At 72.9% G+C, this 23,213-nt stretch carries 21 protein-coding genes and 1 pseudogene; 12 read left to right on the top strand and 10 right to left on the bottom strand.

The window, feature by feature from the left end; all coding sequences use genetic code 11:
- Nucleotides 1-79 precede the first annotated feature (79 nt).
- From ABZS66_RS43215 to ABZS66_RS43195, 5 genes are all read left to right on the top strand, one after another.
- Nucleotides 80-1,033, top strand: coding sequence for a septum formation family protein (locus tag ABZS66_RS43215; RefSeq protein ID WP_354768391.1), 954 nt, complete (start codon nt 80-82; stop codon nt 1,031-1,033).
- 36 nt (nt 1,034-1,069) lie between these two features.
- Nucleotides 1,070-1,531, top strand: a complete 462-nt coding sequence (locus tag ABZS66_RS43210; RefSeq protein WP_354768389.1) for a hypothetical protein — start codon at nt 1,070-1,072, stop codon at nt 1,529-1,531.
- A gap of 161 nt (nt 1,532-1,692) precedes the next feature.
- The gene (locus ABZS66_RS43205; RefSeq protein ID WP_354768387.1) at nt 1,693-4,248 is read left to right on the top strand and encodes a tetratricopeptide repeat protein; all 2,556 of its coding nucleotides are present in this window, start codon (nt 1,693-1,695) and stop codon (nt 4,246-4,248) included.
- A gap of 28 nt (nt 4,249-4,276) precedes the next feature.
- Nucleotides 4,277-4,672: a hypothetical protein gene (locus tag ABZS66_RS43200; protein ID WP_354768385.1), complete on the top strand. Its 396-nt coding sequence runs from the start codon at nt 4,277-4,279 to the stop codon at nt 4,670-4,672.
- A 164-nt stretch (nt 4,673-4,836) separates the two neighbouring features.
- Nucleotides 4,837-5,355, top strand: coding sequence for a DinB family protein (locus ABZS66_RS43195; protein WP_354768384.1), 519 nt, complete (start codon nt 4,837-4,839; stop codon nt 5,353-5,355).
- A gap of 3 nt (nt 5,356-5,358) precedes the next feature.
- On the opposite strand, the pseudogene ABZS66_RS43190 reads toward ABZS66_RS43195, so the two are convergent.
- Both ABZS66_RS43190 and ABZS66_RS43185 read right to left on the bottom strand, forming a co-directional pair.
- A pseudogene (locus tag ABZS66_RS43190) lies at nt 5,359-6,448 on the bottom strand (IS630 family transposase).
- Between the two features lie 117 nt (nt 6,449-6,565).
- Nucleotides 6,566-7,552, bottom strand: coding sequence for a zinc-dependent alcohol dehydrogenase family protein (locus ABZS66_RS43185; RefSeq protein ID WP_354768382.1), 987 nt, complete (start codon nt 7,550-7,552; stop codon nt 6,566-6,568).
- 230 nt (nt 7,553-7,782) lie between these two features.
- Here ABZS66_RS43185 and ABZS66_RS43180 point away from each other — a divergent pair, with 230 nt between their 5' ends.
- The 4 genes from ABZS66_RS43180 (at nt 7,783) to ABZS66_RS43165 (ending at nt 12,074) form a co-directional block, all read left to right on the top strand.
- Nucleotides 7,783-8,715 (top strand): hypothetical protein, encoded by a 933-nt coding sequence (locus ABZS66_RS43180; RefSeq protein WP_354768380.1) that lies wholly within the window; start codon nt 7,783-7,785, stop codon nt 8,713-8,715.
- A 12-nt stretch (nt 8,716-8,727) separates the two neighbouring features.
- Nucleotides 8,728-9,234 (top strand): SigE family RNA polymerase sigma factor, encoded by a 507-nt coding sequence (locus ABZS66_RS43175; RefSeq protein WP_354768378.1) that lies wholly within the window; start codon nt 8,728-8,730, stop codon nt 9,232-9,234.
- Nucleotides 9,234-10,343 carry a hypothetical protein gene (locus ABZS66_RS43170; protein ID WP_354768376.1) on the top strand — a complete coding sequence of 370 codons (1,110 nt, stop codon included), beginning with the start codon at nt 9,234-9,236 and terminating at the stop codon, nt 10,341-10,343. Before ABZS66_RS43175 ends, ABZS66_RS43170 begins: the two co-directional genes overlap by 1 nt.
- A gap of 141 nt (nt 10,344-10,484) precedes the next feature.
- Nucleotides 10,485-12,074, top strand: coding sequence for a cyclase family protein (locus tag ABZS66_RS43165; RefSeq protein WP_354768375.1), 1,590 nt, complete (start codon nt 10,485-10,487; stop codon nt 12,072-12,074).
- Here the strand turns inward: ABZS66_RS43165 and ABZS66_RS43160 are convergent.
- Nucleotides 12,052-12,492 carry a hypothetical protein gene (locus tag ABZS66_RS43160; protein WP_354768374.1) on the bottom strand — a complete coding sequence of 147 codons (441 nt, stop codon included), beginning with the start codon at nt 12,490-12,492 and terminating at the stop codon, nt 12,052-12,054. The genes ABZS66_RS43165 and ABZS66_RS43160 overlap by 23 nt on opposite strands.
- Before the next feature lie 64 nt (nt 12,493-12,556).
- On the opposite strand from ABZS66_RS43160, the gene ABZS66_RS43155 reads away from it, so the two are divergent.
- Both ABZS66_RS43155 and xylB read left to right on the top strand, forming a co-directional pair.
- On the top strand, nt 12,557-13,198 hold the full coding sequence (locus tag ABZS66_RS43155; RefSeq protein WP_354768372.1) for a hypothetical protein: 642 nt from the start codon (nt 12,557-12,559) through the stop codon (nt 13,196-13,198).
- A 121-nt stretch (nt 13,199-13,319) separates the two neighbouring features.
- On the top strand, nt 13,320-14,705 hold the full coding sequence (gene xylB, locus ABZS66_RS43150) for a xylulokinase (RefSeq protein WP_354768371.1): 1,386 nt from the start codon (nt 13,320-13,322) through the stop codon (nt 14,703-14,705).
- Here xylB and ABZS66_RS43145 read toward each other — a convergent pair.
- A complete protein-coding gene (locus tag ABZS66_RS43145) occupies nt 14,688-15,980 on the bottom strand; it encodes an MFS transporter (protein ID WP_354768369.1) in 1,293 nt (430 codons plus the stop codon). The two genes, xylB and ABZS66_RS43145, sit on opposite strands and share 18 nt — an antisense overlap.
- A 318-nt stretch (nt 15,981-16,298) precedes the next feature.
- Between ABZS66_RS43145 and ABZS66_RS43140 the strand changes: the two genes are divergently transcribed.
- On the top strand, nt 16,299-17,147 hold the full coding sequence (locus ABZS66_RS43140) for a septum formation family protein (RefSeq protein WP_354768367.1): 849 nt from the start codon (nt 16,299-16,301) through the stop codon (nt 17,145-17,147).
- 48 nt (nt 17,148-17,195) lie between these two features.
- Here the strand turns inward: ABZS66_RS43140 and ABZS66_RS43135 are convergent, their stop codons facing one another.
- The 6 genes from ABZS66_RS43135 to ABZS66_RS43110 form a co-directional block, all read right to left on the bottom strand.
- Nucleotides 17,196-18,494 (bottom strand): YcaO-like family protein, encoded by a 1,299-nt coding sequence (locus tag ABZS66_RS43135; protein ID WP_354768365.1) that lies wholly within the window; start codon nt 18,492-18,494, stop codon nt 17,196-17,198.
- Nucleotides 18,495-18,502: 8 nt separating this feature from the next.
- Nucleotides 18,503-19,879 carry a YcaO-like family protein gene (locus tag ABZS66_RS43130; RefSeq protein WP_354768363.1) on the bottom strand — a complete coding sequence of 459 codons (1,377 nt, stop codon included), beginning with the start codon at nt 19,877-19,879 and terminating at the stop codon, nt 18,503-18,505.
- Nucleotides 19,864-21,414 (bottom strand): CocE/NonD family hydrolase, encoded by a 1,551-nt coding sequence (locus ABZS66_RS43125; RefSeq protein WP_354768361.1) that lies wholly within the window; start codon nt 21,412-21,414, stop codon nt 19,864-19,866. Before ABZS66_RS43125 ends, ABZS66_RS43130 begins: the two co-directional genes overlap by 16 nt.
- Complete coding sequence (locus ABZS66_RS43120) at nt 21,411-22,229, bottom strand: hypothetical protein (protein ID WP_354768359.1); 819 nt, start codon at nt 22,227-22,229, stop codon at nt 21,411-21,413. The genes ABZS66_RS43125 and ABZS66_RS43120 overlap by 4 nt, the downstream gene beginning before the upstream one ends.
- Before the next feature lie 37 nt (nt 22,230-22,266).
- Nucleotides 22,267-22,452 carry a streptamidine-related RiPP repeat protein gene (locus ABZS66_RS43115; protein ID WP_354768357.1) on the bottom strand — a complete coding sequence of 62 codons (186 nt, stop codon included), beginning with the start codon at nt 22,450-22,452 and terminating at the stop codon, nt 22,267-22,269.
- Nucleotides 22,453-22,571: 119 nt separating this feature from the next.
- Nucleotides 22,572-23,213, bottom strand: a 642-nt coding sequence (locus ABZS66_RS43110; protein WP_354768355.1) for an MFS transporter, incomplete at its 5' end; no start/stop codon positions are given.

The raw sequence follows: 23,213 nt of genomic DNA, 5'->3' as shown, positions 1-23,213 counted from the left end.
CGCACAGGCCGGCCGTGCGGGCAGTTGACAACCCGGGACGCGGCGGCGACAGTCGTGATCTCCACTGTTCGGTGGGTTCATGGGGGAACGAGAGAAGACGATGATGCCTGCCCGGGCGGCGATCGCTGCCGTGCTTGTCGGGGTTCTGGTCGGGATGTCCGGCTGCGGTCTGCGGGTCTCCGGCACCGACGGCGACCTGGTCGACGACTGGCAGCCGATGGCGGTGCCGAAGTTCGACCTGCCGAGCGTCGGGATGTGCCTGGACAGTGCGTCGAAGACGCCGTTCGACCCGGCCTTCGTACGGGCAGCGCCGATCGAGTGCGACCGCGGGCACACGCTCGAGGTCGTGCTGATCGGCACGGTCGAGGGCAACGCCGCGCAGGCGTCCGAACCGCCCGCGGCGGGCAGTGAGGCGTTCCAGGCGGCGTACACGGCGTGCAGCACAGCGGCCAGTGACTACGCCGGCGGCGACTGGCACACCGGCATGCTCGGCATCAACGTGCAGATGCCGACCCGGGCACCGTGGGACGGTGGCCTGCGCTCGTACGTCTGCTCGATCTTCACGTTGAGCAGCGCCTACGGCGTGATGTCGTTCACCTCCGCGTCGTTGAAGGGTTCGCTGGCCGGCGCCGCGCCGAAGGCGATCCGCTGCCTGGAGGTCGTCGGCAACACGGCGTCCGACGGCTGGTGGGACCGGATCTCCGCGCTGACCCCGATCGACTGCGCGCAGCCGCACGAGGCCGAGTTCGTCGGCGCCGTCCAGATCGGCGTCGGTGTGGGCGGCGCGCTGCCCGCCGACGACCTGCTGAAGAAGTGGACGACCGACCGCTGCTGGCCCGCCGTGGCCAGGTTCATGGGCCTCACCGACGCCCAGTTCGACACCCGCGACGACGTCGGGCTCGCCTGGGACGGCATGGACAAGTTCCAATGGGACGCAGGCGACCGCCACCAGCGCTGCTTCGCAGTGTTCAGCCCGGGCAGGAAGGCCCATGCCTCGATCAAGGACCTCGGCAAGAAGCCCCTGCCGGTCTGATCGGCGCCCGTGTCGTACCGGTGAAGGAGCCCGTTGATGACTGCCGATCCAACGATGGTTCGCATCGGCAACGGAGTGGAGTTGCACCACGGCCTGGGGCAGCGTGCGGCCGCCCGCGATGTGTTCGCGGAGATCTGGGAGGAGATCGGCGGGGAGCAGGGAGATCCGCTGCACGTGTGTGTACTCGCGCACTCGATGGCTGATGTACAGGACGATGTCCACCAGGAGTTGCTCTGGGACCAGCGCGCCCTGGCGGCGGCCGACCTGCTCACCGATGACCGGGTGGCGCAGGCCGGGGTACCGCTGTCCGTGGCCGGCCTGTACCCGTCGCTGCACCTCAACCTGGCCGACTGCTACCGCAGGCTCGGTGATCTCGGCCGGGCCCGGGAACACCTCCGACAGGCACAGTCCAGGATCGGCGCCCTCGGCGACGACGGGTACGGGCAGCTGATCAGGAACGGCCTGCAACGGCTGTCGCAGCAGTTGACTTCCGAGTGACCGTCGCTCGACGCCACTGTGTCGTCCCCTCGGTACTGCCGGGTGGGTGTCATCATCGAGCCGGGAAGGGCGGTGGAATGGGCAGCTCCGCGGATGACGCCGTCGGTCGTCATGTCGACCTGCGTCACGGCCAGGGTGTGCAGGTCGGGGACCACAACCTGATGATCAACAATGTCACCGTGCCCCTTCCGGTGGTGACCTGGCCGGTGTTGGCGGGACGTCCGCCGCTGCGCGCCGACGCCTTCCAGGAGCGACCGCGGCTGCGTGACACGGTCCAGCAGCTCCTCCGCGGCGGCGGGAGCACTGTCGTGATCGCCGGTGGCGGCGGTACAGGCAAGACCCAGCTCGCGGCCGCCGCCTTCGACGACGTCCGGCGGCGGCTCGGGGTCGACCTGGCCGTGTGGGTGCCGGCGACGTCGCGGGCCGGTGTCGTCTCCGGCTACGCCCAGGCGCACGCCGCCCTCGGACGCAGCGCCGGCCACGGCGACGCCCAGCGCGACGCCGAGGCGTTCCTGTCGTGGCTCGCCACCACCGACCGGTCCTGGATCGTCGTCCTGGACGACGTGGGCGATCCGGGTGACCTGGCCCGCCTGTGGCCGACCGGTCCGACCGGCCGCGTGGTGGTGACGACCCGCCGCCGGGACGCCGCGCTCCTCGCCCGCGGCAGCATGGTCGACGTCGACGTCTTCGCGCCCGCGGAGGCCATGGCGTACCTGCACGCGAAGCTCGGCCAGACCGACCCGCCGGTGCCGGACCTGGCGAGCGAGGCGGCCGAGCTGGCCGCCGAGGTGGGTCACCTGCCGCTGGCCCTGGCCCAGGCGGCGGCGGTGATCGTCAACGATGCCCTGACGTGCTCCGGCTACCGCGCCCTGCTGGCCGATCGCGCGAACACGCTGAGCGACCTGTTCCCGGACGACCCGGCCGTCAGCGGTGACGAGTACGAGCAGACGCTGGCCGGCACCTGGTCGCTGGCCGCCGACCGGGCCGACGCGTTGGCACCGGTGGGTGCGGCCCGGCCGGTGCTCACGGTGGTCGCCGTCCTCGATCCGCACGGTGTACCCGAAGCGGTGCTGACCGGCGCGGCCGTTCGAGCGCTCGTGGGCCGGGACGGGGCCAATGACGCCCGGCGGGCGCTGCGCAACCTGCACCGGCTCAGCCTGGTGACCCACGATCCGGCCGACGCGGTGCGGTCGGTGCGCATGCACCCGCTCGCCCAGCGGTCCACCGTGGACAGCCTGGACCGGGAGGCGCTGTCGGCGGTGGTCGTCACCGCGGCGGACGCGGTCATGCAGGTGTGGCCGGAGGTCGAGCGGGACGGCGACCTGGGCCAGGTGCTGCGCGCGTGCGCCACCGTGCTGCTGTCCCGGTTCGGGGTGCCGGCGGGAGGCCGGGGCGCGCACCCGATCGTCTTCCGGTTCGGCAGGAGTCTGGGCGAGGCCGGCCTCGTCGCTCACGCCATCGCCCACATGCAGGCCGCCGTCGCCGACCTGTCCCGCGGCCTCGGCCCGGACCACCCCGACACGCTGACCGCCCGCTACGAACTGGCGTACTGGCAGGGCGAAGCCGGCGACTTCGCCGGCGCGGCGGCCAGCCAGCGTGCGCTGCTCGCCGACCGCACCCGGGTCTGCGGAGCGCACCATCCCGACACGCTGGGCACCCGCGCCAACGCCGCGTTCTGGCAGGGTCACGCCGGCGACCCGGTCGGCGCGGCCGCCGAGACCGCGGCGGCGGTCGCGGACCTGGAACGCTTTCTCGGCGCGGACCATTCGACCACGTTGAGCGCCCGGCACAACCTCGCCCATTGGCGCGGTGCCGCCGGCGATCTGGGCGGGGCCGTCGCCGACAACGAGCGCCTGCTCGCCGACATGGTCCGGGTGCACGGACCGGATCACGTCGACACCCTGGACACCCGGCGCAACCTGGCGCACTGGCGCGGGCAGGCCGGTGACGCCGCCGGCGCCGTGGTCGCGCTGGACCAGGTGCTCGCCGACTACCTGCGGGTCCTCGGCGCCGACCACCCGGACACGATGCACACCCGCGAGAACCTCGCGCACTGGACCGGGAAGGCGGGCGATCCGGCGGGCGCCGCGGCGGCCTGCGACCGGCTGCTGGCCGACCGGCTGCGCGTGCTCGGACCGGACCATCCGCACACCCTCACCGCCCGGCAGGATCTCGCCGAGTGGCGCGGGCACGCCGGCGACCCGGCGGGCGCCGCGGCCGGCTTCGCATCGCTGCTCGACGATCGCCTGCGCCTCCTCGGCGCCGACCACCGGCACACCCTCCTCACCCGCTACCACCTGAGCTGCTGGCGCGGCGACGCGCACGGCGCCTCGGTCGCGGTCGCCGACCTCGAGGCGCTGTCCGTGGACATCCACCGGGTGCTCGGCCCGGACCATCCGGACACCCTGTCCGTGCGGCATGCCCTCGGCGACTGGCGCGGCTCCGGCGGCGACCCGGCCGGCGCGGTCGAGACGCTGCGCCGGGTCGTCGACGACCAGCTGCGGCTGCTCGGCCCGGACCACCCGGAGGTCCTCATGACCCGCCACAACCTTGCACACTGGCAGGCCGGCGCGGGCGACCGGGTCGGCGCCGAGGCGGCGTTCGAGCGACTGCTCGCCGACCAGACCAGGATCCTCGGACGAGACCATCCAGAGACCCGGGAGACGCTGCGGGCGATGCGGGAGCTTGCCGGGCACGCCGGGGACCCGGTTGGATAGACCCCAGTCGAGCCGACAGGGAGCAGCCATGGATCCGGTGACGTTGATCGTGACGGCGCTGGCCGCCGGTGCGGCGACCGGCGTCGGTGACACGGCGTCGACCGCGATCAAAGACGGCTACCAGGGCCTCAAGCGGCTCGTGGCAGCCCGGTTCAGCGGACGGCGGGCGGCCGAGGTGGCCCTCGACGAACACGAGGCCGACCCGGACACCTGGCGCGAGCCGCTGGCCCGGGCGCTGGAAACCAGCGGCGCCGTCGCCGACCCCGACCTGCTCGCCGCCGCCGAGCGGTTGCTGACGTCAATCGACGCCGAGGGTGCCCGGGCCGGCAGGTACACGATCGATCTGCGTGGCGCCCAGGGCGTGCAGGCCGGAGACCACAACGTCCAGCTCAACCAGTTCACCACGCCGCCGTCCCAGGGCTGACGCCTCCTCCGCGCGGCGCGCGGCTAGTGCGTTGACCAAGAATGTTCACCGGGTGGCCAGAGCTGATCTCTACCCTGGGACCCAGGCCAGTCGGGACCGGCTCCGGGATCCGGTCCGGCCATCTCTGGATCGCGCTGCCGTTCCTTGGACGGCAAAATACGACCGTGACGTGGACCGTGCCCGAGGCCGTACGTATCGATGAGCCCTATGTCGCCGACGAGCGCACTATGTTGGAGGGTTGGCTGGACGGTCACCGTACGACTCTGTGGTTCAAGTGCGCGGGCTTGAGTGGCGTGCAACTGGCCAAGCAGGCCGTGCCACCGGCTAACCTGTCTCTGCTCGGTCTGATGCGGCACATGGCCGAGGTGGAACGGTCCTGGTTTCGATGCAGGGTCGGCGGGCAGCAGCTGACACCGCTGTACTTCCCCGAGGGTGGTAACCGGGACGCCTGTTTCGAGGAGGCCGACCCGATCCACGCGGAGCGTGATTTCGCGCAGTTACGAGCGGAGTGGGAAGCGGCCCGGCAGGTCGTCAGGGGCGTACCGCTGGATCGGACCTTCGTGGTTCGTTTCGGTGAGGTGTCGCTACGCTGGGTCTACATTCACATGATCGAGGAGTATGCCCGGCACAACGGCCACGCCGACCTGCTACGGCAGCGTATCGACGGACGAACCGGGGTGTAGGGCTCACGCGGCGATCGTTCGTGGGCGTCCCCAGCGTTGTTGGCGTTCGCTGCGGATGCGGGCGCGTTCGCGGCGTTGCGCGGCCAGGACGTCGGGATGGCGGGCGTTGGCGTTGCGCCAGCGCAGATATTGCTGCAGGTCACGGGCCAGGACGGTGCGGTTGGGGTAGTTCGAGTTGGCCATGGTGAAGTTGCGTAGCGGCCCGAACTGGGCCTCGATCGGGTTCGTCCAGGACGCGCTGGTCGGGGTGAGGCACAGCTCGACCTTGTTGCGGGCGGCCCAGGCCCGGATGGCCGGGGTCTTGCGCCGTCCGGTCGCGCCTTGCGGATCGACTTCAGCGCGGCCAGGGTGTGATCGCCGCCTTTGCGGCGGCGCATCACACCCCAGAGCTGGTCGTCGCCGAGGCTGTAGCAGCCGTGGAAGTAGCGGATGCCGTGCGTGCGCGTGTAGGTGGCCGGCAGCCGGTCCAGTCGGGTCTTCGGCGCCCAACCGGTGCCGTGGTGCGGGCGGGGATCGACAGCGGCCCGAACTGGTCGAAAGCGAAACACCGGTCCGGGAACCTCGACGTCACCTCCTCGATCTGGTCGAGTTTGGCGTCCTCGTTCGGATCGGTGGACTCCTTCCAGGTACGGGTGCGCTGGAAGGAGATGTCGTTGCGGCGTAACAGTTGCCGCAACCGCTCCCGCCCCAGGTACACCCGCCGAACCCGGTTGGTGGCCAGGTAATCAGCGAGCTTGCGGACGCTCCAGTGCGTGAACGGTAGACCCAGCGTCTTCGGCCGGGCCTTGGCCGTCTCGACGAGGTAGGTCTCATCGTCGGGACTGATACGGCGGGGACGGCCACCCGCCCAGTTAGGGTCCAGCGCACGCAGCCCGATCTCGTTGAACCGGTGGATCACATCACGGACGGTGTCCTCATGCGCGGCGACGAGGCGGGCGATCGCCGGCACCGGCGTCCCCGACGCCGACGCCGACGCCATGATGATCAACGCGCGGCGGACCCGGATCGACCCGCGTTTGCCCCGCCGCACGATCTGCTGCAGCCGGCGGCCCTCCTCTTCGCTCAGCCTCCGCGCCCGGACCGGCTCAGCCATCCACCCACCTCACCCCTCGACAACGAACCTGATCGCTATCGAGGGTGAGGCCGAAACCGTCCCATACGGGCACACCGCAACCAGCGTGTCACCAACCCGGTGAACGTTCTTGGTCAGCTAGGTGAACGTGAACAAGACCTTGCCGCCGCGCCCCGGTGTCATCGCATGGTCGATCGCCTCGTGGTACTCGTCCAGGCGGTAGGTCGCATCGACCGGGACGCTCAGTTCGCCGGTGGCGACGAGGTCGTTGAGCGTGTGGTAGGTCTGTTCGATCTCGGTGCGTGGGGCGTGGCGCAGCCAGTTGAGCAGCCAGAATCCGGTGTGTGTCACCTCGTTGAAGATCAGGTCGTGGGCGCGGACGGACGGGGACACGTCGGTCACGAAGGCGTAGGTGACGATCACGCCCCGGAGCCTGAGCGCCGCGGCGAGGTCGGCGACGATCGGGCCGGTCGTGGCATCCAGGGCCAGGCCCAGCTCCGCGCCGTCCAGTGCGTCGGCGATCTGAGCGGGCAGGTCGTCGCCGGCGACGATGACACGGTCGGCGCCCGCGTCGCGCACGCTCTGGGCGGCAGCCTCCCGCCGTACGATGCCGAGGGTCTTGAGGCCCTGCATGCGAGCGAGGGCGACGACGCAGAGGCCGACGGCGGAGTTGGCGGCGTTCAGGCCGACCCAGTCGCCGGCTTCCAGCTTGGTGAACTTCTGCAGCAGCAGGTACGCGGTCGCGGGATTGATCGGAAGCATGGCGAGTTGCAGCGGGTCGCCGTCCTCGCGGATCGGAACGACATTCCGGTACGACGTCGCCACCTTGTCGGCCCAGGTGCCCTGCTCGTAGGTCGGCAGGATGACGACCCGCCGGCCCACCAGCTGCGTGCCGGCGGCCCCGCCCGCGTCGACCACCCGCCCGACGCCTTCGCCGCCGACGGGGCTGGGCAGCTGCGGCCGCAGCCCGTAGCCACCCTGGACGAGCAGGAAGTCGGACGGGTTGACCGGTGCGGCCTCCATCTCGACCAGGATGTCGTTGGTCCCCAGCGGAGGGCTGGGAGCCCGCTCGAGCGTCAGGGACTCGCGTGGATCGCCGTACGACGTGACGAGCAGTTGCGACATGAGGGTCCCCCGATCGGCGGTGCTACGCGCTGCTCACCCTGCATCGGATGGCATGATGCCCGGCCGGGGCAGCATCATGCGGCGAAGGCGGGACGATTCCGGCGCCGGCAGCCGACGTGCCGGGTGGCACACGGCGAGCTGGTCGGAAAATTCTTCGGCGCGCGTGTAACCCGATCGACGGTGAGTGGCGTTTATAGCGGTCACTGGCCCACCACCGGAAGGAAGCCGCCATGAACCGTCCCTCCCGTACCCCCGCCGTCGTCAGCCTCCTCGCCGCCGCGGCACTGGCCGGCTGCCAGGCGACACCGGTGTCCACGGTCACCGACAAGGCGCCGCCGCCGGCGTCCGCGCCGGCCACGCAGGCAGCCAAGCCGGCCGCGTTGCCGGGCACGCTGTCGGTGCTGACCTTCGCCGCGGGCAAGCCGATCACGCTGGTACGCGGCGGTGAGACCATCGCCTTCGGTACCGCCGGCACCGGGGACGTGGTGGCCCAGCCGTCACCCGACGGCCGGCACCTCGCCCTGGTCACGAGCCCGAACCCCGACACGATCGTCCCCGGCGACCTGGTCGTCGTCGACGCCGGCGGGCAGCGGCACGTCCTGGCCCACAACGTCCCGTTCGGCGGCGGCACCGTGCCGACCTGGACGCCCGACGGCCGGTCGGTCATCCACGACGGCACCCGGTACGACGTCACCGGCGGCGGGCACGCCGGCGCCGGCCTGGTCAAGGACAACTCGGGATACCTGGCGTACTCCGTCGACGGCGCCACCCTCGCGTACGCCAGCAGCGAACGGACCATCCAGGTCTCCGCCGCCGGCGGCGGATCCGCGCGTACCACGGACATCTCGCAGCTGCCCGACTGCACGCGGACCGCGGCCTGCCCCTTCGCCGTGCAGGCCGTCTCCCCGGACGGGCACTACGTCGCCCTCGGCAACGGCAACACCGACCCCAGCCACGTCACGACGGCGCATCTGGTCCTCGACACCCGTACCGGCAAGACCGTCGACCTGAGCGCGTTCGGCACCGTCCGGCACGTGTGGTTCCCCGCCACCGGCGGAGCGATCGTCGGTACCGACCACGCGCTGCAGGTCGTGGACGCGGCCTGGCGGGTCACCGGTACCTTCCCGGCCCCCGCCGCCGGCGAGCTGTTCTACACCGCATAGGTTCCCGCCGACATGGATCATGACGAGCAAGACTTCGAAGCCTTCTACCGGGCCCGTGCTCAACCGCTGCTGCGTACGGCGTATCTGCTGACCGGCGACCGGCACCTGGCCGAGGACCTGGTGCAGGACGCGCTCGCCCGCACACACCGAGCCTGGCGGAAGCTGCGCGACGGGGGCAACCCGGAGGCGTACGCCCGCCAGGTCATGTACAACCTGCAGGTCAGCCGGTGGCGCCGCAAACGCGTCCCGGAGTCGCTGCCCGGCGACCTGCCCGAGCGCCGCGACGGCCGCGACCAGGCCGGCGACGCGGCGAACCGGCTGGCGCTGCGGCAGGCACTGCTGACCCTGCCGCCGCGGCAGCGCGCGGCCCTGGTGCTGCGCTACTTCGAGGACCACAGCGAGGCGGAGGCCGCCGAGCTGCTCGGGTGCCGGATCGGCACCCTGAAGAGCCACACGTCCCGCGGACTGGCGGCACTGCGCAAGGCACTGCCGGACCTGGCGACGGAGGGGATGAAGTGATGAACCACGACCTGCACGACCAGTTCGCCGACCTCGCCGACGAGATGGACGGTACCGATCTGGTACGGCTGCGCGACCGCGTCGACCGCAGGTCCCGGCAGCTGCGGACCCGCCGTACCGTCGCCACGTCCGTCGCCGCGGTGGCGGTGGTCGCCGCCCTGACCGGCGGCGCCACCCTCCTGCAGTTCCGTGACCAGGAGACGCCGCCTCCGGTCCCGGGCACCTCCGCCACCACGTCGCCGGCACCGGCGACCTCCTCGGACCCTCCCACCACCGCGCCGACCAGCTCGTCGTCGTCCCCGTCGGTGAACCCGGACGCGCTGCCGGGCACGCTGTTCTACCTCACGCTGCAGCCCGGCAAACCGATCCAGCTGTACCGGTACGTCGACGGCGTTCAGCACACCACCTCCTTCGGCACGGCAAGCAGCCAGGACGTGTACGCCAGCCCGTCGCCGGACGGCACGCGGCTGGTCGTGAACACCTCGCCGAACGTCGCCAGCATCACCCCGGGCGACCTCGTCATCGTCGAGGCCGGGGGCGCCCGGCGGGCGATCGCGCACAACGTGCGCTTCGACGGTGGCAATACCGCCATCTGGACCCCGGACGGCACGGCCGTCATTGCGGGCGGGGTGCGCTACAACCCCGCGGACGGTTCGCATGGGGCGACCGGAGCCAACGGGCTGCCCTACCTGGCTTACTCGGCGGACGGTTCGCTGCGCGCCTACGTCGCGGCCCAGCCGGCCACCGTCCAGATCACGAAGGCCGACGGCTCGTCGCCGCGGGCGGTGCCGGTGACCGGCCTCGCCGAGTGCGAGCGCGCCGGCTGCCCGACCTCCGTGCAGTCGCTGTCCGACGACGGCCGCTACCTCGCGCTGGGCAACGTGAACAGCGACCCGCAGCACGTCTACAGCACGGCGCTGGTCTACGACACCGTGTCCCGCAAGCGCGTCGAACTCGGCCAGCTGCGGCACGTGTGGTTCCGCACCGACGGCGCGGTCGTCGACACCGGCTCCCAGTTGAAGCTGTACGACCGGAGCTGGCGCCTCGTGCACACCTACCCGCCGCCACAGCGTGAGGAGGGCGCGACCCGGCTGCTGTACCGCCCTTGAGCCTCCTGATCGTGGACGCAGGCGCCGCCGCGGAAGAGCGAGCCCACCGCGGCGGCGCGGCCGGCGTGGCGGAATGCGAGAGTTCGAGTGAGCCTCGCAGTCCTGCGTGGCAGGGGTTGCGAGCCGGAGGGGGCGCCCGCGTTGGACCAGCAACGGCTGATTGACTGGGCGGAAGCGATCGAGGCGGCCGTCGAGCGTGCGTTGCGCGACGTCGTGGCGACGTATCCGTTCGAGCCGGCCGAGCACACCGTTGGCCCACCGGCATCGGAGCCGGATCTCGCCGCGCTCCGGCAGCGGCTGCCGTGGATACCCGACGACCTCCTCGCCGTCGCCCGATGGGTCGGCGCGGTCTCCCTGCCCGACATCGCAAACGGCTACTTCATGTTCTCGTCGAGTTACATCCAAGGAGTGCTGTACCACGACGACGGGATCCCGGATCGCATCGGCGAACCGTTCGACGAGGACGTCGATGTGGTCATTTTCGGTGCCGACGGTGGCGGAACCCTGTACGCCCTCGCCGTCGGGGACGTCGGCACCGTCTACCGGCTGCGGGAATGCGGATACGAGCAGGGCGTCTATTCCAGCTACGCCGGCTTCGGCGTCACCGTCGTGGCCGAGGACCTGGACGACTTCCTGGACCTACTGCTGGCGGCCGTGGCTGCCTCGCCGTCAACGGCAGCATCACCGACCTCTGAATCGATCGGCCGTGCTCGGAGTACGGTCGGACCTACCTGCGGTGCCTCGGACCGCGTGACCGGAGGAGTCGGTGCTGGGATGACGGCAGGGCGACCGATGCCCACACAGGACGACGTGCTCGGGTACTTCGACACGCTGTCGAACTGGGGACGGTGGGGCGACGACGACGAGCTCGGGACTCTGAACCACATCACCGACGACGTCCGGGTGGCGGCGGCGCGGGCGGTGCGCCACGGCAGGAGCGTGTCGTGCGCATGGGAGGTTGCCGTACCGGAAGAGATGGAGCGGTCGACGACGACGTGCCCGTGCGCCGCCGACATGCCGGGTGCCGAGAACATGCCGGTGCCCGCCTTCCACGCCGACCGGCGCTGGGGCTTCTCGTCCGAGCGGCTCGGCATCACGTTCCACGGCAACACCCTCACCCACGTCGACTCGCCGTGCCACATCTTCTGGGACGGCACGATGTACAACGGGCGGCCGCACTCGCTGGTCGACGCCGCAACGGGAGCTGCGTGGGCGGCCGTCACGGCGGCGGCGAACGGGATCATCACGCGTGGTGTTCTGCTGGACATTGCGAGGGTCCGCGATGTGCCATGGTTGGAGCCGGGGCAGGGTGTGTTTCCCGACGACCTCGAGGAGGCCGAGCGCCGCCAGGGTGTGCGGGTGCGACCCGGCGATGCGGTACTCCTGCGGACCGGCTATGGCCGCCGCCGGCACGAGGCCGGTGCGGCCGGCGGTTTCACGCAGGCCGGCTGGCACGCGTCCTGCCTGCCGTGGCTGCATGAACGGCAGGTCGCGCTGATCGGCGCCGACACCCCCCAGGACGTTCAGCCGTCGGGGTACGAAGACGTGTTGATGCCGGTTCACGCCGTGAGTCTCGTCGCGATGGGTCTGTGGCTGCTCGACAACTGCGACCTGGAGGCGTGCGCGACGACGGCTGCCGAGCTCGGCCAGTGGGACTTCCACCTCGCGGTCGCACCGATCCGCTTCGCCGGTACGTCAGGCAGCCCGGTCAACCCGATCGCCACATTCTGACCGCGCCGGGTGTCGAACCGGTCGGAGCGCCAGATGTGCCGAAATCAGTCGCCGGGCCGTAGGTACCACCAGCCGTCCCCGAGGTTGATCCCGCCGGTGAGGTCGGCACGTGCTCCGAACAGGTCGACTTCGATGCCACCGCCGTTCGCAGGAGCGGCCCAGGTCGTGCCCAGAGTCTCGGCCGCAGTGTGAGCCAGCCCGCGACGAGCCAGAGCACGAGTTCGACCGGCGTGACGAGCAACGCCGACACGGCCACGTTCGGCACGTTGAACAGCTCGACGAGGCCCACGCACATCCACGCCACCGCGACGCCGAACCAGCCGGCCCGCCGTTCCGGCACGCCGGCCGAGGCTCGATCCATCCCCGTGTCCTGCACGGCAACATCATGCCGCCTCGGCGTGTGCCGCTTGAATGCCACGCCACGCCAACCATCCGGCCGCCCCGCGGCGTCCTCTCAGGCAACGATGCCTTCAGGAGGATCGATGCGCCGTCCGTTGCTCGTGCTCCTCCCGCTCCTGCTCGCCCTGTCCGCCTGCGCGGGCGCGACCGACGGGGCGCGGCCCGGCGGTCCGGTCACCCCGTCGTCGGTCCCGATCGACATCGGCCCGAGCGCCCAGGTCGCGGGCAACTCGATGGCGACGGGCATCGTGGTCGAGGGCAGAGAGTTGGTGCTCTTCTTCTGGATGGCCGGCAACGAGCCGGTGTTCGCCCAGGCTGTGCGCGACACCGGCACCGGCGTGGTCAGCCAGGACGTCGGTATGTGCCGCGGCGGCACCGGCTCCGACCACAAGCCCCCGTTCCTCGGCCTGCAGCAGTGCGTCGCGACCGACGGCTCCCTCATCGAGTTCGGCGCCTTCCGGGGCACGGCCGCGCGAGTCACCAGCCAGGCCGAGGGCGCCACTACCGAGGCGTCCTTCGCCCGCTGGAACCAGGACACCGTCACCGTCTTCTGGCTTCATCGCCGCGGCGAGCCGGCGCCGCCCGCGACCTTCTACCCCGACCGCGGCCAGACGAGTCCGGGGCCGCCGGAGGAGTATCCCCTTGTCACCGTCTACAGCGCCAAGGGCGACGTGATCGCGTCCGCCCGGATTCGGCCCGGGATCGGGGAGCAGAAGGGCGGCTGATCCCCAGACGGCCCGGAGTTTGGAAGGGTATTGAACTAACCGGTTCGCGGACGTACAGTCGGCGTCAACCGCGAACTTACGGAGGCACCGCCATGTGCGGCTCCACGCCAGGACAGCAGCGATGACGCTGGTTGCCGGGGTCGACTCATCGACCCAGTCGACCAAGGTCGTGGTGTGCGACGCGGACACCGGCGAGGTGCTCCGTGAGGGCCGCGCCGCGCACCCTGACGGTACCGAGGTCGATCCGCAGTTGTGGTGGGCGGCATACGAGCAGGCCAGCGCCGGACTGCTGGACGGCGTCGCCGCAATCGGCGTCGGCGGGCAGCAGCAGGGCATGATCTGCCTCGACGAGGCCGGCGAGGTGGTGCGTCCCGCCCTGTTGTGGAACGACACTCGCTCGGCGCGCGCCGCGGTCGACCTCACCAGCGAGCTCGGCGGCCCGCAGGCGTGGGCCGACGCGGTCGGGCTGGTGCCGGTGGCCAGCTTCACGGTCACCAAGCTGCGCTGGTTCGCCCGTGCCGAGCCGGAGCTCGCGGCCCGGACCAGTACGGTGCTGCTGCCGCACGACTGGCTGACCCACCGGCTGCGCGTGGACGGGGGCGAGCCGACGACCGACCGCGGCGAGGCCTCCGGCACCGGGTACTGGTCGCCGGCGACCGGGGAGTACCGTCGCGATCTGGTGCGGCTCGCCTTCGGGCGGGACCTGGCGTTGCCGCGGGTCGCCGGGCCGGCCGAGACGGTCGGCGAGACCGCGTCCGGCGCGCTGCTCGCGGCCGGCACCGGTGACACCATGGGCGCGGCGCTCGGCGTCGGCCTGCGGCCCGGGGACGTGGTGGTGTCGCTGGGCACCTCGGGGTGTGCGTTCGGGGTGAGCGAGGTTCCGGCCGCCGACGCGAGCGGGCTGGTGGCCGGCTTCGCCGACGCGACCGGCCGGTTCCTGCCGCTGGTGTGCACGCTCAACGCGGCCCGGGTGCTGGTCACGGTCGCTGGCCTGCTGGGCCGGTCGCTGGCCGAGTTCGACGAGTTGGCGCTCTCGGCGCCGCCGGGTGCGGGCGGGTTGACGCTCCTGCCGTACCTGGACGGGGAACGCACCCCCAACCTGCCCGACGCGCGCGGCCTGCTCGCCGGGCTGACCCGGGCGAACGCGTCGGCGGCGAACCTGGCGCGGGCCGCGGTGGAGGGGATGCTCGGCGGCCTCGCCGACGCCCTCGACGCGCTCCGCGCCCAGGGCATCCCGGTCGACCGGGTGCTGCTGATCGGCGGCGCGGCCAGGTCCCGTGCGGTACAGGCGGTCGCGCCGGCGCTGTTCGGCGCGCCGGTGAGCGTGCCGAGCCCCGGCGAGTACGTCGCGCTCGGCGCGGCGCGTCAGGCGGCCTGGGCGTTGTCGGGCGGTGCCGAGCCGCCGCAGTGGCCGGTCGCGGCCGAGGAGGTCGCCGCCGCCGGTACGCCGGAGGTGCACGAGCGCTACGTCGACGTCCGTCAACGGGCGCTACGGCTGCTGACGTAACGGCGTATCTGGTGATGGAAGGACCCGCCCCAGGCGGGCCAGCGGGGACAGCGCCATCAGCACCGGTGACAGCAGCATGCCGGCGGCCGTGACCAGGAGCGCCGTGCGTACTCCCCAATGTTCCGCGAGGAGGCCGCCGAGCAGCGAGCCGGCCGGGGTCAGACCCATGCCGGCGAAGGTGATCGTCGCGGCGACCCGGCCCTGCAACGGGTCCGGCGTGACGGCCTGCCGGACGGCCATGATCGTGACATTCACCAGCTGGCCGAAGGCCCCGAACACCAGGTTGATCGCGACCAGCGCGGAGAACATCGCCGTGGAGCTGCCGTGCAGCGCGGGTACACACAGCATCACACCGTCACCGACCACCGCCGCCGCGACGAGCACCGGTCCGTAACCGAAGCGGCTCGGGAGGCGGGCGGCGAGCAGAGAACCGAGCAGTGCGCCCGGTCCGGTCGCGGCGAGCACCACTCCGATGGCAGTGCCGGACAGGTGCAGCTGCCGTGGCAGGAAGAGGAGGTACGTCGTCATCATGGCTGCGAGGGAGAACTGGAACGCGGCCGAGGCGAGGCACACGGTGCGGAGCAGGGTGTCGGCCGCCACGAAGCGGAGGCCCTCGTGGATCCGCCGCCAGATGCGCGGCGAACCGCCGGGGTACAGGGAGATCGACTCGCGGTGGCGGATCCGGGCGATGGATGCGAACGACACGGTGAAGAACAGGGCGCTCGATGCGGCGGCGATCGGCGCCGACAACAGGGACGCCATCACCCCGCCGAGGGCGGGGCCGCCGATCTGGGCCGCGGACCGGCTTCCCTCGATCGCGCTGTTGCCCTGCAGCAGCTGCTCGCGTCGCACCAGGCGGATCAGGGAGGCCTGGTAGGCGACGTCGAAGAACACCGACAGGGCCCCGACGACGAACGCGATGGCCAGCAGTACCGGCAGGCCGAGCCCACCCACGAGGGCGGCCACCGCGGCTGCGCCCAACGCAACCGCCCGGCCGAGGTCCGCCAGGACCATGACGGTTCGGGTACGCCACCGGTCCACCCACCCGCCGACGAACAGCGCGAGCAGCAGCAGCGGGGCCTGCCCGACCGCACGCAGGACACCCAGTTCGCCCGCACCGACGTCGAGCGTCAGGACGGCGAGCAGGGGCAGAATCACCAGGCTCGCATGCTCGCCCAGCTGTGAGGCCGTCTGGCCGGCCCAGAGGTTACGGAAGTCGGAGTTACGCCACAGGCTCGGCGGAAAGGATCGAGCGGAATCAGCAGCGGACGGCACGAAAGACCCCTTGGAATCGCCGCGGACAGGGCCCACCAGCCGAAGGTGGGAACGCTCGCTGTGCCGCACGATGCAGGGGCAGCACGCGATGACAGGCCGATCACGGCCTAAGACGTCAACGCGCGCTCGGACGACCGGGCATGTCTCAGCTCCTCAGGGGTCACTCGCCGCCCGACAATAGCCGCCGGCGGTCCGGCACAAAAGGCAAATAGGAGCCCCGGACGCACCGTGGCGGCGCAGTGTGCCGGTCGGCGAACGACCCAACCCCCGATTTCGCCGCCGCCCGCGACCGGCGATCATGTTCGGGTGCGTTGGAGGATGATTGCGGCAGCGGTACTGCTGAGCCTGGCCGGATGCGACGCGGCGGAGCCCGTGGACGCGGCGACCGCGAGCGCGGCGGCGGCATCGCCGTCCGCGAGCGCGGTCGGCCTGCCGGGTGTCGGCATGTGTCACTCGGGCCCGTCACTGGGCATGTTCGACTACCGCGCCGCAACCCTCAACCCGGTCGACTGCGCTGCTGAGCACCAGGCCGAGATCATCCGGGTCGGCCGTCTCACGACGCCGCCGGAGAACAAGACCCGGGAGGTCTTCACCGACTGTGACACGGCCGCCCGCGAGTACGTCGGCGCCGACTGGCACGACGGTCGCCTGGGCCTCGCGGTCATCGTCCCGTCGACGGAGGAGTGGAACGCGGGCGCCCGCGAGTACCGCTGCGCCCTGTTCGAGTTCTCAGCCGACAACCACTCGTCCCGGATGCGCACCGGCAGCCTGAAGGACGGCCTGCGCGGCGCCCGCCCGCTGGCCCTGACCTGCGTGGAGGTCCGCGGCAGCGCGGACGGGCAAGGCTGGTACAAGATCATCGACCATCTACTCCCGATCGACTGCGCCCAGCCCCACAACGGCGAGTACGTCGGCCTGTACGTGGGCCAGGACGTCCCGCACCCGGGCATGACCAAGCTGAACCGCGAGGTGACGCAGGCCTGCAACGCCAAGGCAGCGACGTTCCTGGGCGAGTCGCAGTCGAAGTTCGAGCACCGCACCGACCTGCGCGTCGTCCCGACCGGCGGCAATCCGGAACGGTGGGTCCTGGGCGACCGCACCGCCCACTGCTACGTCCTGACCGGCCCCGACAACCGCCTGACGAGGTCGCTGAAGGCGACCCCGTGACACCACCCGCGCCCGCCCGATCGCCCGGCTCGCTGACGCCGGTGGCGGTCAGTGCGGCAGCGGCAGCGGCCGGTCGGCGTCGCGGGGGAGTGGCGGGAGGCGGGTGCCGCCGAGCAGGGGCAGGCCGGCCGCGGAGTTGGTGTAGTAGCCGGGGACGACGACGCGGGTGACGTGCAGGCCGGCGGCGCGGACGTCGGGGGTGGTCACGTCGACGCTGACGACCTGACGGCCGAGGTCGGCCAGGCGGCGCACGGTGGCCGGGAGGTCGGCGGGGGCGTCCGCCGCGAGGTCGTCCGGTGTGGTCTCGCCGGCGGTGCGGGCGTGGAGCTGGGCGTGGAACCGCTGCTGCACGGCCGGGTCGAGGTGCAGTTGGAGGTGGCAGCCGTAGTCGACGGCGTCGGCGAGGTCGCGCCGGTACGCGGCGGCGTAGTCGCGGCCGGGCCGCCAGGGTTTGAGCGGGCTGTCCGGGCTGGTCGCGGCGCGGGCGAACGGCCCGTCGGGGTCGTCGTAGTCGGCGAGCAGCAGGTGGAGCTGCAGGGCCTCGCCGAGCGCCTTGGTCATGGCGGTGACCGGGTCGGAGTGGCAGCCCATGCCCAGGGTCAGGTATCCGGTGGTCGAGTCCGCCACCAGCGCGCCGGTGACCGGCAGCCCGACCTCGGCTGGGAACGCGTACCAGTCGGTGTGCAGGGCGCCGGCCGGCCCGGCCCCGAGGCGGCGCAGGGTGGCGGTGGGGCGGATGCGGTACAGCGGGCGCCCGCCGGCCCAGGTGACGGTCATGGCGTCGCGTTCGACGACCTCGCGCAGGGCGCTGTCGTCGGCGGCGGCGCGGGAGGGGCCGGCGGCCAGCCCGGCCTGGACGATCGGGTTGGTGCGCGGCCCGCCGGGGTGGTTGACCCAGACCAGGGCGGCCGGGACCGCGACCGGGCGGCCGGTGGCCAGGTCGGTGCCGGTGGCCCAGGGCATCGGCAGGTCGCGGGTGAGCGGCACGAACGGGAAGCCGGGCGTGGCGTACTGGTGCGAGGCGAACAGTGCCAGCTGCGCCGGGTCGACGGCCGCGGTGCCGGCGGCGGCGAGGGCGGTGAAGCTGGTGGTGGGCAGCCCGGGCGGGACGAGGTTGCCGCAGTAGCGCTCGGCGGCCTCGCCCAGCGCCGCCGCGACCGCGTGGGCGGGGTCGGTGAACGTGTAGCCGGCGCCCGCGGTGTCCACGGGCCACGGGCCGAACGTGGTGGTGTCGGCGAGGTAGGTGTCGACGAGGCGGAAGCTGGCCGGGAAGTGGGCCGGCACGGGGTGGACGGCCAGCCGGCGGACGATGCCGGTGCGGGAGTTGTACAGCAGGTCGGGATGCATCAGGGTCCTCAGGCGAGCGGGATCGGCGGCCGGGTCAGGTCGGCCGGGGTCAGCGGCCCGGTGCGCCACCCGCGGGCGACGGGTTCGGTGTGCAGGCGGTGGCCGCCGTGCAGGGGGAACGCGGGCGGGGCGTTGCCGTACAGGCCGGGGACCACGACGCGGACCACGCGCAGCCCGGCGGCGGTGACGTCCGGGGTGGTGAGGTCGACGCTCACCGCGGACAGGCCGGCTGCGGCGAGCCGGTCGAGGTACACCTGCCGGGCGGTGGCGTCGTCGACGGCGGGCAGGTGGGCGAGGGTGGTGCCCGGGTCCGGGGTGCGCAGCCGGTCCAGCGGCTCGCCCTGCATGCGCGGGTCGAGGTACAGCTGGGCGACAGCCGGCAGGTCGAGGAGGTCGCGCAGGTCGGGGCGGAACGCGTCGCGGTAGCGGCGGTCGGCCCGGTAGGGGCGGTAGACGTGGCGGGGGATGGTGCCGTCGGCGACGGCACCCCACACGTCGGAGGTGGGGTCGGTGAGCTTCAGCGTGAGGGTGTACATGCCGACGGCCTCGACGAGCGCCTTCACGGCGGCGTCGCGCGGGTCGGCGCGGCAGGCGCTGCCGAAGGCGACCACGCCGGCGTCGCCGTCTTCGAGGAACGCGGCGACGACCGGGACGTCGAAGCTGGACGGCACGTGGCGCAGCCGGAGCGTGCAGCCGTCCGGGGTGGGCAGGTCGTCGGTGATGTGCGGGGCCGGTGCGTCGGCGGTCCACCACAGGGCGGTGGCGTCGCGTTCGAACAGCTCCTCGAGGGCGAAGCGTTCGGCCCGCTCGCGGTCGGGGCCGGTGGCGATGCCGGCGTAGCACAGGGCGTTGGTGGCCGGGCCGGGGCCGGGCAGGTTGAGGTAGGCGAGCCGGGCCGGGACGTACGTGTCGGCGCCGGTGTGCAGGCAGGTGCCGAGCACCCACGGGACCGTCAGGTCGCGGGTGAACGGCACGAAGGGGAACCCCGGCTCGGCGTACTGCGCCGGTGCGTACAGGGCGAGTTCGGCGGGGTCGACGGCGCGGTGGCCGGCGGCGGCGAGCTCGGCGAACGACGCGACGGGCAGGCCGGCCGGGACGATGTTGCCGCAGTAGCGTTCGACGGCCTCGCCGACGGCGGCCCGGCGGGCCCGGCCCGGGTCATCGAGGGCGGCGCCGAAGCCGTACCGGTCGGTGGTCCACGGCGCGTAGGCGGCGGTGTCGGCGACATGCGCGCCGTAGCCGGCCCAGCCGGGTGGCGTGCCCGGCTGGGCCGGCTGGCGGGTGACCGCGGTGAGCAGCCCCAACCGCGGGTCGGCCAGCCTCCTCTCGGCCGGGGCCGGGCCGGCGTACAGGTGCTCGGCGAGGCGGGTCAGGGCGTCGTCCACGGGTCCTCCAGCACGGGTACGGTGACCGCGGTCGGATGGCTGTGTCCGCTGTGGACGGTCTGTTCGGCGACGCGCACGGCGGTGCCGCGGTGCCGGTCGCCGCCGGTGTTGAGGTGCCGGGCCAGGTGGGGGAAGTCGCTACTGGTGATCTCCAGCCGCAGCCGGGCGCCGGCCGGGACGGTGACGGCGAGGTGGTCGAGCTCGATGCGGTGAGCGCCGCCGCGGGCGGGTGACCGGCCGGTGTCGACGGCGCCCTGGGCCAGGGCCAGGACGGTGCCGTCGGGCCGGTGCTCCAGCAGCCGCGCGATGAAGTCGGTGGCGTCGGCGCCGGTGCTCGCGTGCAGCGTGACAACTGGTGCGCCGGCGATGGTGATCGCGGCGGCGAGCGGCTCCGTGGTGTAGCGCACGGCGTCGGTGCGTTGCTGCAGGGCCGAGCGGTCGGCGCCGGGATCGGCCGACGGGTACGGGTCGGCGGGGTCGTAGCGGTACCGGTCGGTGCCGTCGCCGGGCACGTTCCGGGTGAGGGTGCCGCCCTGCCCGGCGTACCAGGTGCGGCCGGTGGTGGTGGGCGGCCACTGCGCCCCGGTCCACCACCGGCGGGCGCCGAGGTCGAAGACCCGCGCCGCGGCGCCGGTGCGGGTCTTGTGCAGGGTCTGGTCGAGCCAGTCGAGCAGCAGCGGGCCGGGGTCGACCCGGGAGGCCGGGCCGTGCTCGCGGGCGCCGACGGTCGTGGACGCCGACCAGCACAGGTCGTGCTCCCACGCTCCGATGAGCAGGGTGCGGGCGCCGCCGGTGTGCCGCCACTGGTGCAGCGTCTCGGCCAGCGTCAGGTCGTACCAGCCGCCGATGTGCAGGGTGGCCGCGGCGAGGCCGGCCAGTTCGGTGTCGGTGACGGCCTCGGGTGCCTCGTGGCCGGGGCCGGCGTCGAGGGTGTCGCCCCAGTGCTCGAGGTGCGCCCACAGCCGTTGCGGCAGCGTGGCGAGCGGCAGGTGGTGCAGCAGGTCGGGCTCGGCGGCGAACATGGCCGCGGCGATGCCGGTGCGGTTGGTCCGCGACTCGGCCCGTTCCAGCCACCAGGCGGCGTGCTCGGCCAGGCGCAGGATGCCGGACCGGTCGTACTTGACCCGGGCCAGGCCCATCGCCGGGCCGAGGCTGATCACGCCGGCGACCAGCCCGGGCCGCTCGACCGCGCCGGTCCAGGCGGTGTAGGCGCTGTAGGAGCCGCCGAGGGTGACGAGGCGGCTGTCGCACCACGGCTGGCCGGCGATCCAGTCGGCCAGGGCCGCGCCGTCGCCGCGTTCGCCGCGGTAGGGCCGCCAGACACCGTCGGAGTCGTAGCGGCCGCGGACGTCCTGGGCCACGAACGCGTAGCCGTGCCGGGCCCAGCCGAGGCCCTCGTGGAGGTGGGCGGCGCGGCCGTACGCGGTGCGGGTCACCACGACGGGGGCGGGGGTCTGTTCGGGGAGGTAGACGTCGGTGGCCAGGGCGGTCCCGTCGGGCGCGGCGAGGCGCAGGTTGGCCTGTACGAGGGTCATGGCCGGTCCTGCGGGTCGGGCTCGGCGAGCGCGGGCAGCGGCAGCACCGGATGGCGGGTGAGCTCGCCGGTGGCCGGGTCGAAGCCGATCTGCACGCCGGCCGCGGCGGCGGCGCCGGTGTCGCGCCAGGCCAGGATGTCGTTGACGATGAGCCCGGCGAGCAGCGCGGCGGCGCCGGGCGACGGCCAGGGCACCGGCGGGGCGACGGTGGTCGAGTCCAGGTAGGCCCAGTGGGCGCGCAGTTCGTCGGGCACACCGCACGCGGCGAGCCGGCGGGCGCGGACGTCGCTGTAGCCGGCGGTGCTGCCGGGAACCGCGAGCGGTCCGGCGTACCAGCGGCGGCCTTCGCCGTAGCTCATGTGCCACGGGGTGCCGTGCTCGCGGCACCAGGTGTCGAGCTGCCGCCAGCGGGCGTCGGGCAGCCACCCGGCGCAGGAGACGACGAGGTCGGCGGCGATGACCGCGCCTTCATCGGCCGGGCCGGTCAGCACCCGCACGTCGGCCTGCAGCAGGCGCGCCACCTGTTCGGCGACCGGGTTGTCGCCGTCGACCCAGACCGTGGCCAGGGCCTGCGGCCTGCCGGCCGGGGGCGGGGCCAGCAGGCCGCGCTCGTCGAACGCGGCCAGCAACTGCTCGAGCGCGTCGATGGGCGCCGGGCCGGCCGCTCCGTGCAGCAGCCGCTGGGCGGCCGCCAGGAGCTCGGCGGGTGCGGTGATCCGGACGAACTCGTCGCCGGGCAGGTGGTAGCGCCAGACGCCGTCGGGGCCCGGGTACAGGTGGGCGCCGGAAGCGATGCGGGCGGCAGTGCGGGTCATCGTGGGCTCCGGGATGAAGGCGCGGCCGGTCAACCGGTCAGCCGGTGTACGCGAACGGGCTGTGGACCAGGGCGTTGGTGCCCGGGCCCTGCAGGGCCCGCAGCGGCGCCGGCGCCTTGACCGGCTCGAACGTGAACGGCGTGTGGACCAGGGCGTTGGTGCCCGGGCCCTGCAGCGCGCGCAGCGGCGCCTGCTCCTTGACCGGCTCGAACGTGACCTTCACGGAATCTCCTCCAATCGTTATCGAAAACGGAAGTCGTTTTCGATAAGCCTGACCGTAGTCGGGCCTGGCCGGACCGCGCAAGGGTTTCGTCGATGCGTGGCGGAGTCTGCATGGGTCGGCTACGGCGCGAGCTCGCGGCGGCGCAGCGGCGTGGCCCAGCCGGCGATCGCGGCGGCGAGCACCGCACAGCCGGTCACGAGCAGGGCAGCCCGCACGCCCGCGGTGCCGGCGATCGCGCCGCCGAGGGCGGCGCCGAGCGGCTGGCCGCCCCAGGCGATCATCCGGGCCGTGGTGTTGACGCGGCCCTGCAGGTGTTCCGGCGCGGCCTGCTGCCGGGCGACGATGCCGTTGACGCTGACCAGGCTGTTGGTGGCCTGCCACAGCAGCAGGGCGGCGAGCGCCGGTCCGAGGCGCGTGCTGTTCGCCCACGCCAGCAGGGCCGCCCAGTTCGCGGCGAGCCCGGCGAGGGTGATCCAGCCCGCCGGCAGCCGCGTCCGCAACCTCGGCAGGGCGGCGTTGGCGACGAGGGTGCCCGCGCAGGCGGCGACGTAGCACAGCCCGACGCGCCAGTCGTGGGCGTCCAGGCCGAGCCGCTCGACGGCCGCGACGACGACGAGCCCGAGCACGGCGCCTGCGGTGAGGCTGTTGCCGACGCCGAGCAGCGTGTAGGCGCGGATCTGCCGGTGGCGCCAGATGAAGGCCAGGCCCTCGCGGATGTCGGCGCCCAGCCGCCGGACCGGGCCGGGCGGCCGTGCCGCGGC

It is taken from the genome of Dactylosporangium sp. NPDC005572, from assembly GCF_040605515.1.
GTDB lineage: Bacteria > Actinomycetota > Actinomycetes > Mycobacteriales > Micromonosporaceae > Dactylosporangium.
Note: the sequence above shows the minus strand (reverse complement) of the source record. Positions and strands in the feature narration are given on the sequence as shown.

Bases quoted from the DNA above. Each gene is read 5' to 3' on its own strand.
- ABZS66_RS43185 (WP_354768382.1), bottom strand. From the start codon at position 7,552: ATGTCGCAACTGCTCGTCACGTCGTACGGCGATCCACGCGAGTCCCTG.
- ABZS66_RS43180 (WP_354768380.1), top strand. From the start codon at position 7,783: ATGAACCGTCCCTCCCGTACCCCCGCCGTCGTCAGCCTCCTCGCCGCC.
- ABZS66_RS43215 (WP_354768391.1), top strand. From the start codon at position 80: ATGGGGGAACGAGAGAAGACGATGATGCCTGCCCGGGCGGCGATCGCT.
- ABZS66_RS43170 (WP_354768376.1), top strand. From the start codon at position 9,234: ATGAACCACGACCTGCACGACCAGTTCGCCGACCTCGCCGACGAGATG.
- xylB (WP_354768371.1), top strand. From the start codon at position 13,320: ATGACGCTGGTTGCCGGGGTCGACTCATCGACCCAGTCGACCAAGGTC.
- ABZS66_RS43210 (WP_354768389.1), top strand. From the start codon at position 1,070: ATGACTGCCGATCCAACGATGGTTCGCATCGGCAACGGAGTGGAGTTG.
- ABZS66_RS43155 (WP_354768372.1), top strand. From the start codon at position 12,557: ATGCGCCGTCCGTTGCTCGTGCTCCTCCCGCTCCTGCTCGCCCTGTCC.
- ABZS66_RS43135 (WP_354768365.1), bottom strand. From the start codon at position 18,494: ATGCATCCCGACCTGCTGTACAACTCCCGCACCGGCATCGTCCGCCGG.
- ABZS66_RS43200 (WP_354768385.1), top strand. From the start codon at position 4,277: ATGGATCCGGTGACGTTGATCGTGACGGCGCTGGCCGCCGGTGCGGCG.
- ABZS66_RS43120 (WP_354768359.1), bottom strand. From the start codon at position 22,229: ATGACCCGCACTGCCGCCCGCATCGCTTCCGGCGCCCACCTGTACCCG.
- ABZS66_RS43205 (WP_354768387.1), top strand. From the start codon at position 1,693: ATGATCAACAATGTCACCGTGCCCCTTCCGGTGGTGACCTGGCCGGTG.
- ABZS66_RS43140 (WP_354768367.1), top strand. From the start codon at position 16,299: ATGATTGCGGCAGCGGTACTGCTGAGCCTGGCCGGATGCGACGCGGCG.
- ABZS66_RS43125 (WP_354768361.1), bottom strand. From the start codon at position 21,414: ATGACCCTCGTACAGGCCAACCTGCGCCTCGCCGCGCCCGACGGGACC.
- ABZS66_RS43175 (WP_354768378.1), top strand. From the start codon at position 8,728: ATGGATCATGACGAGCAAGACTTCGAAGCCTTCTACCGGGCCCGTGCT.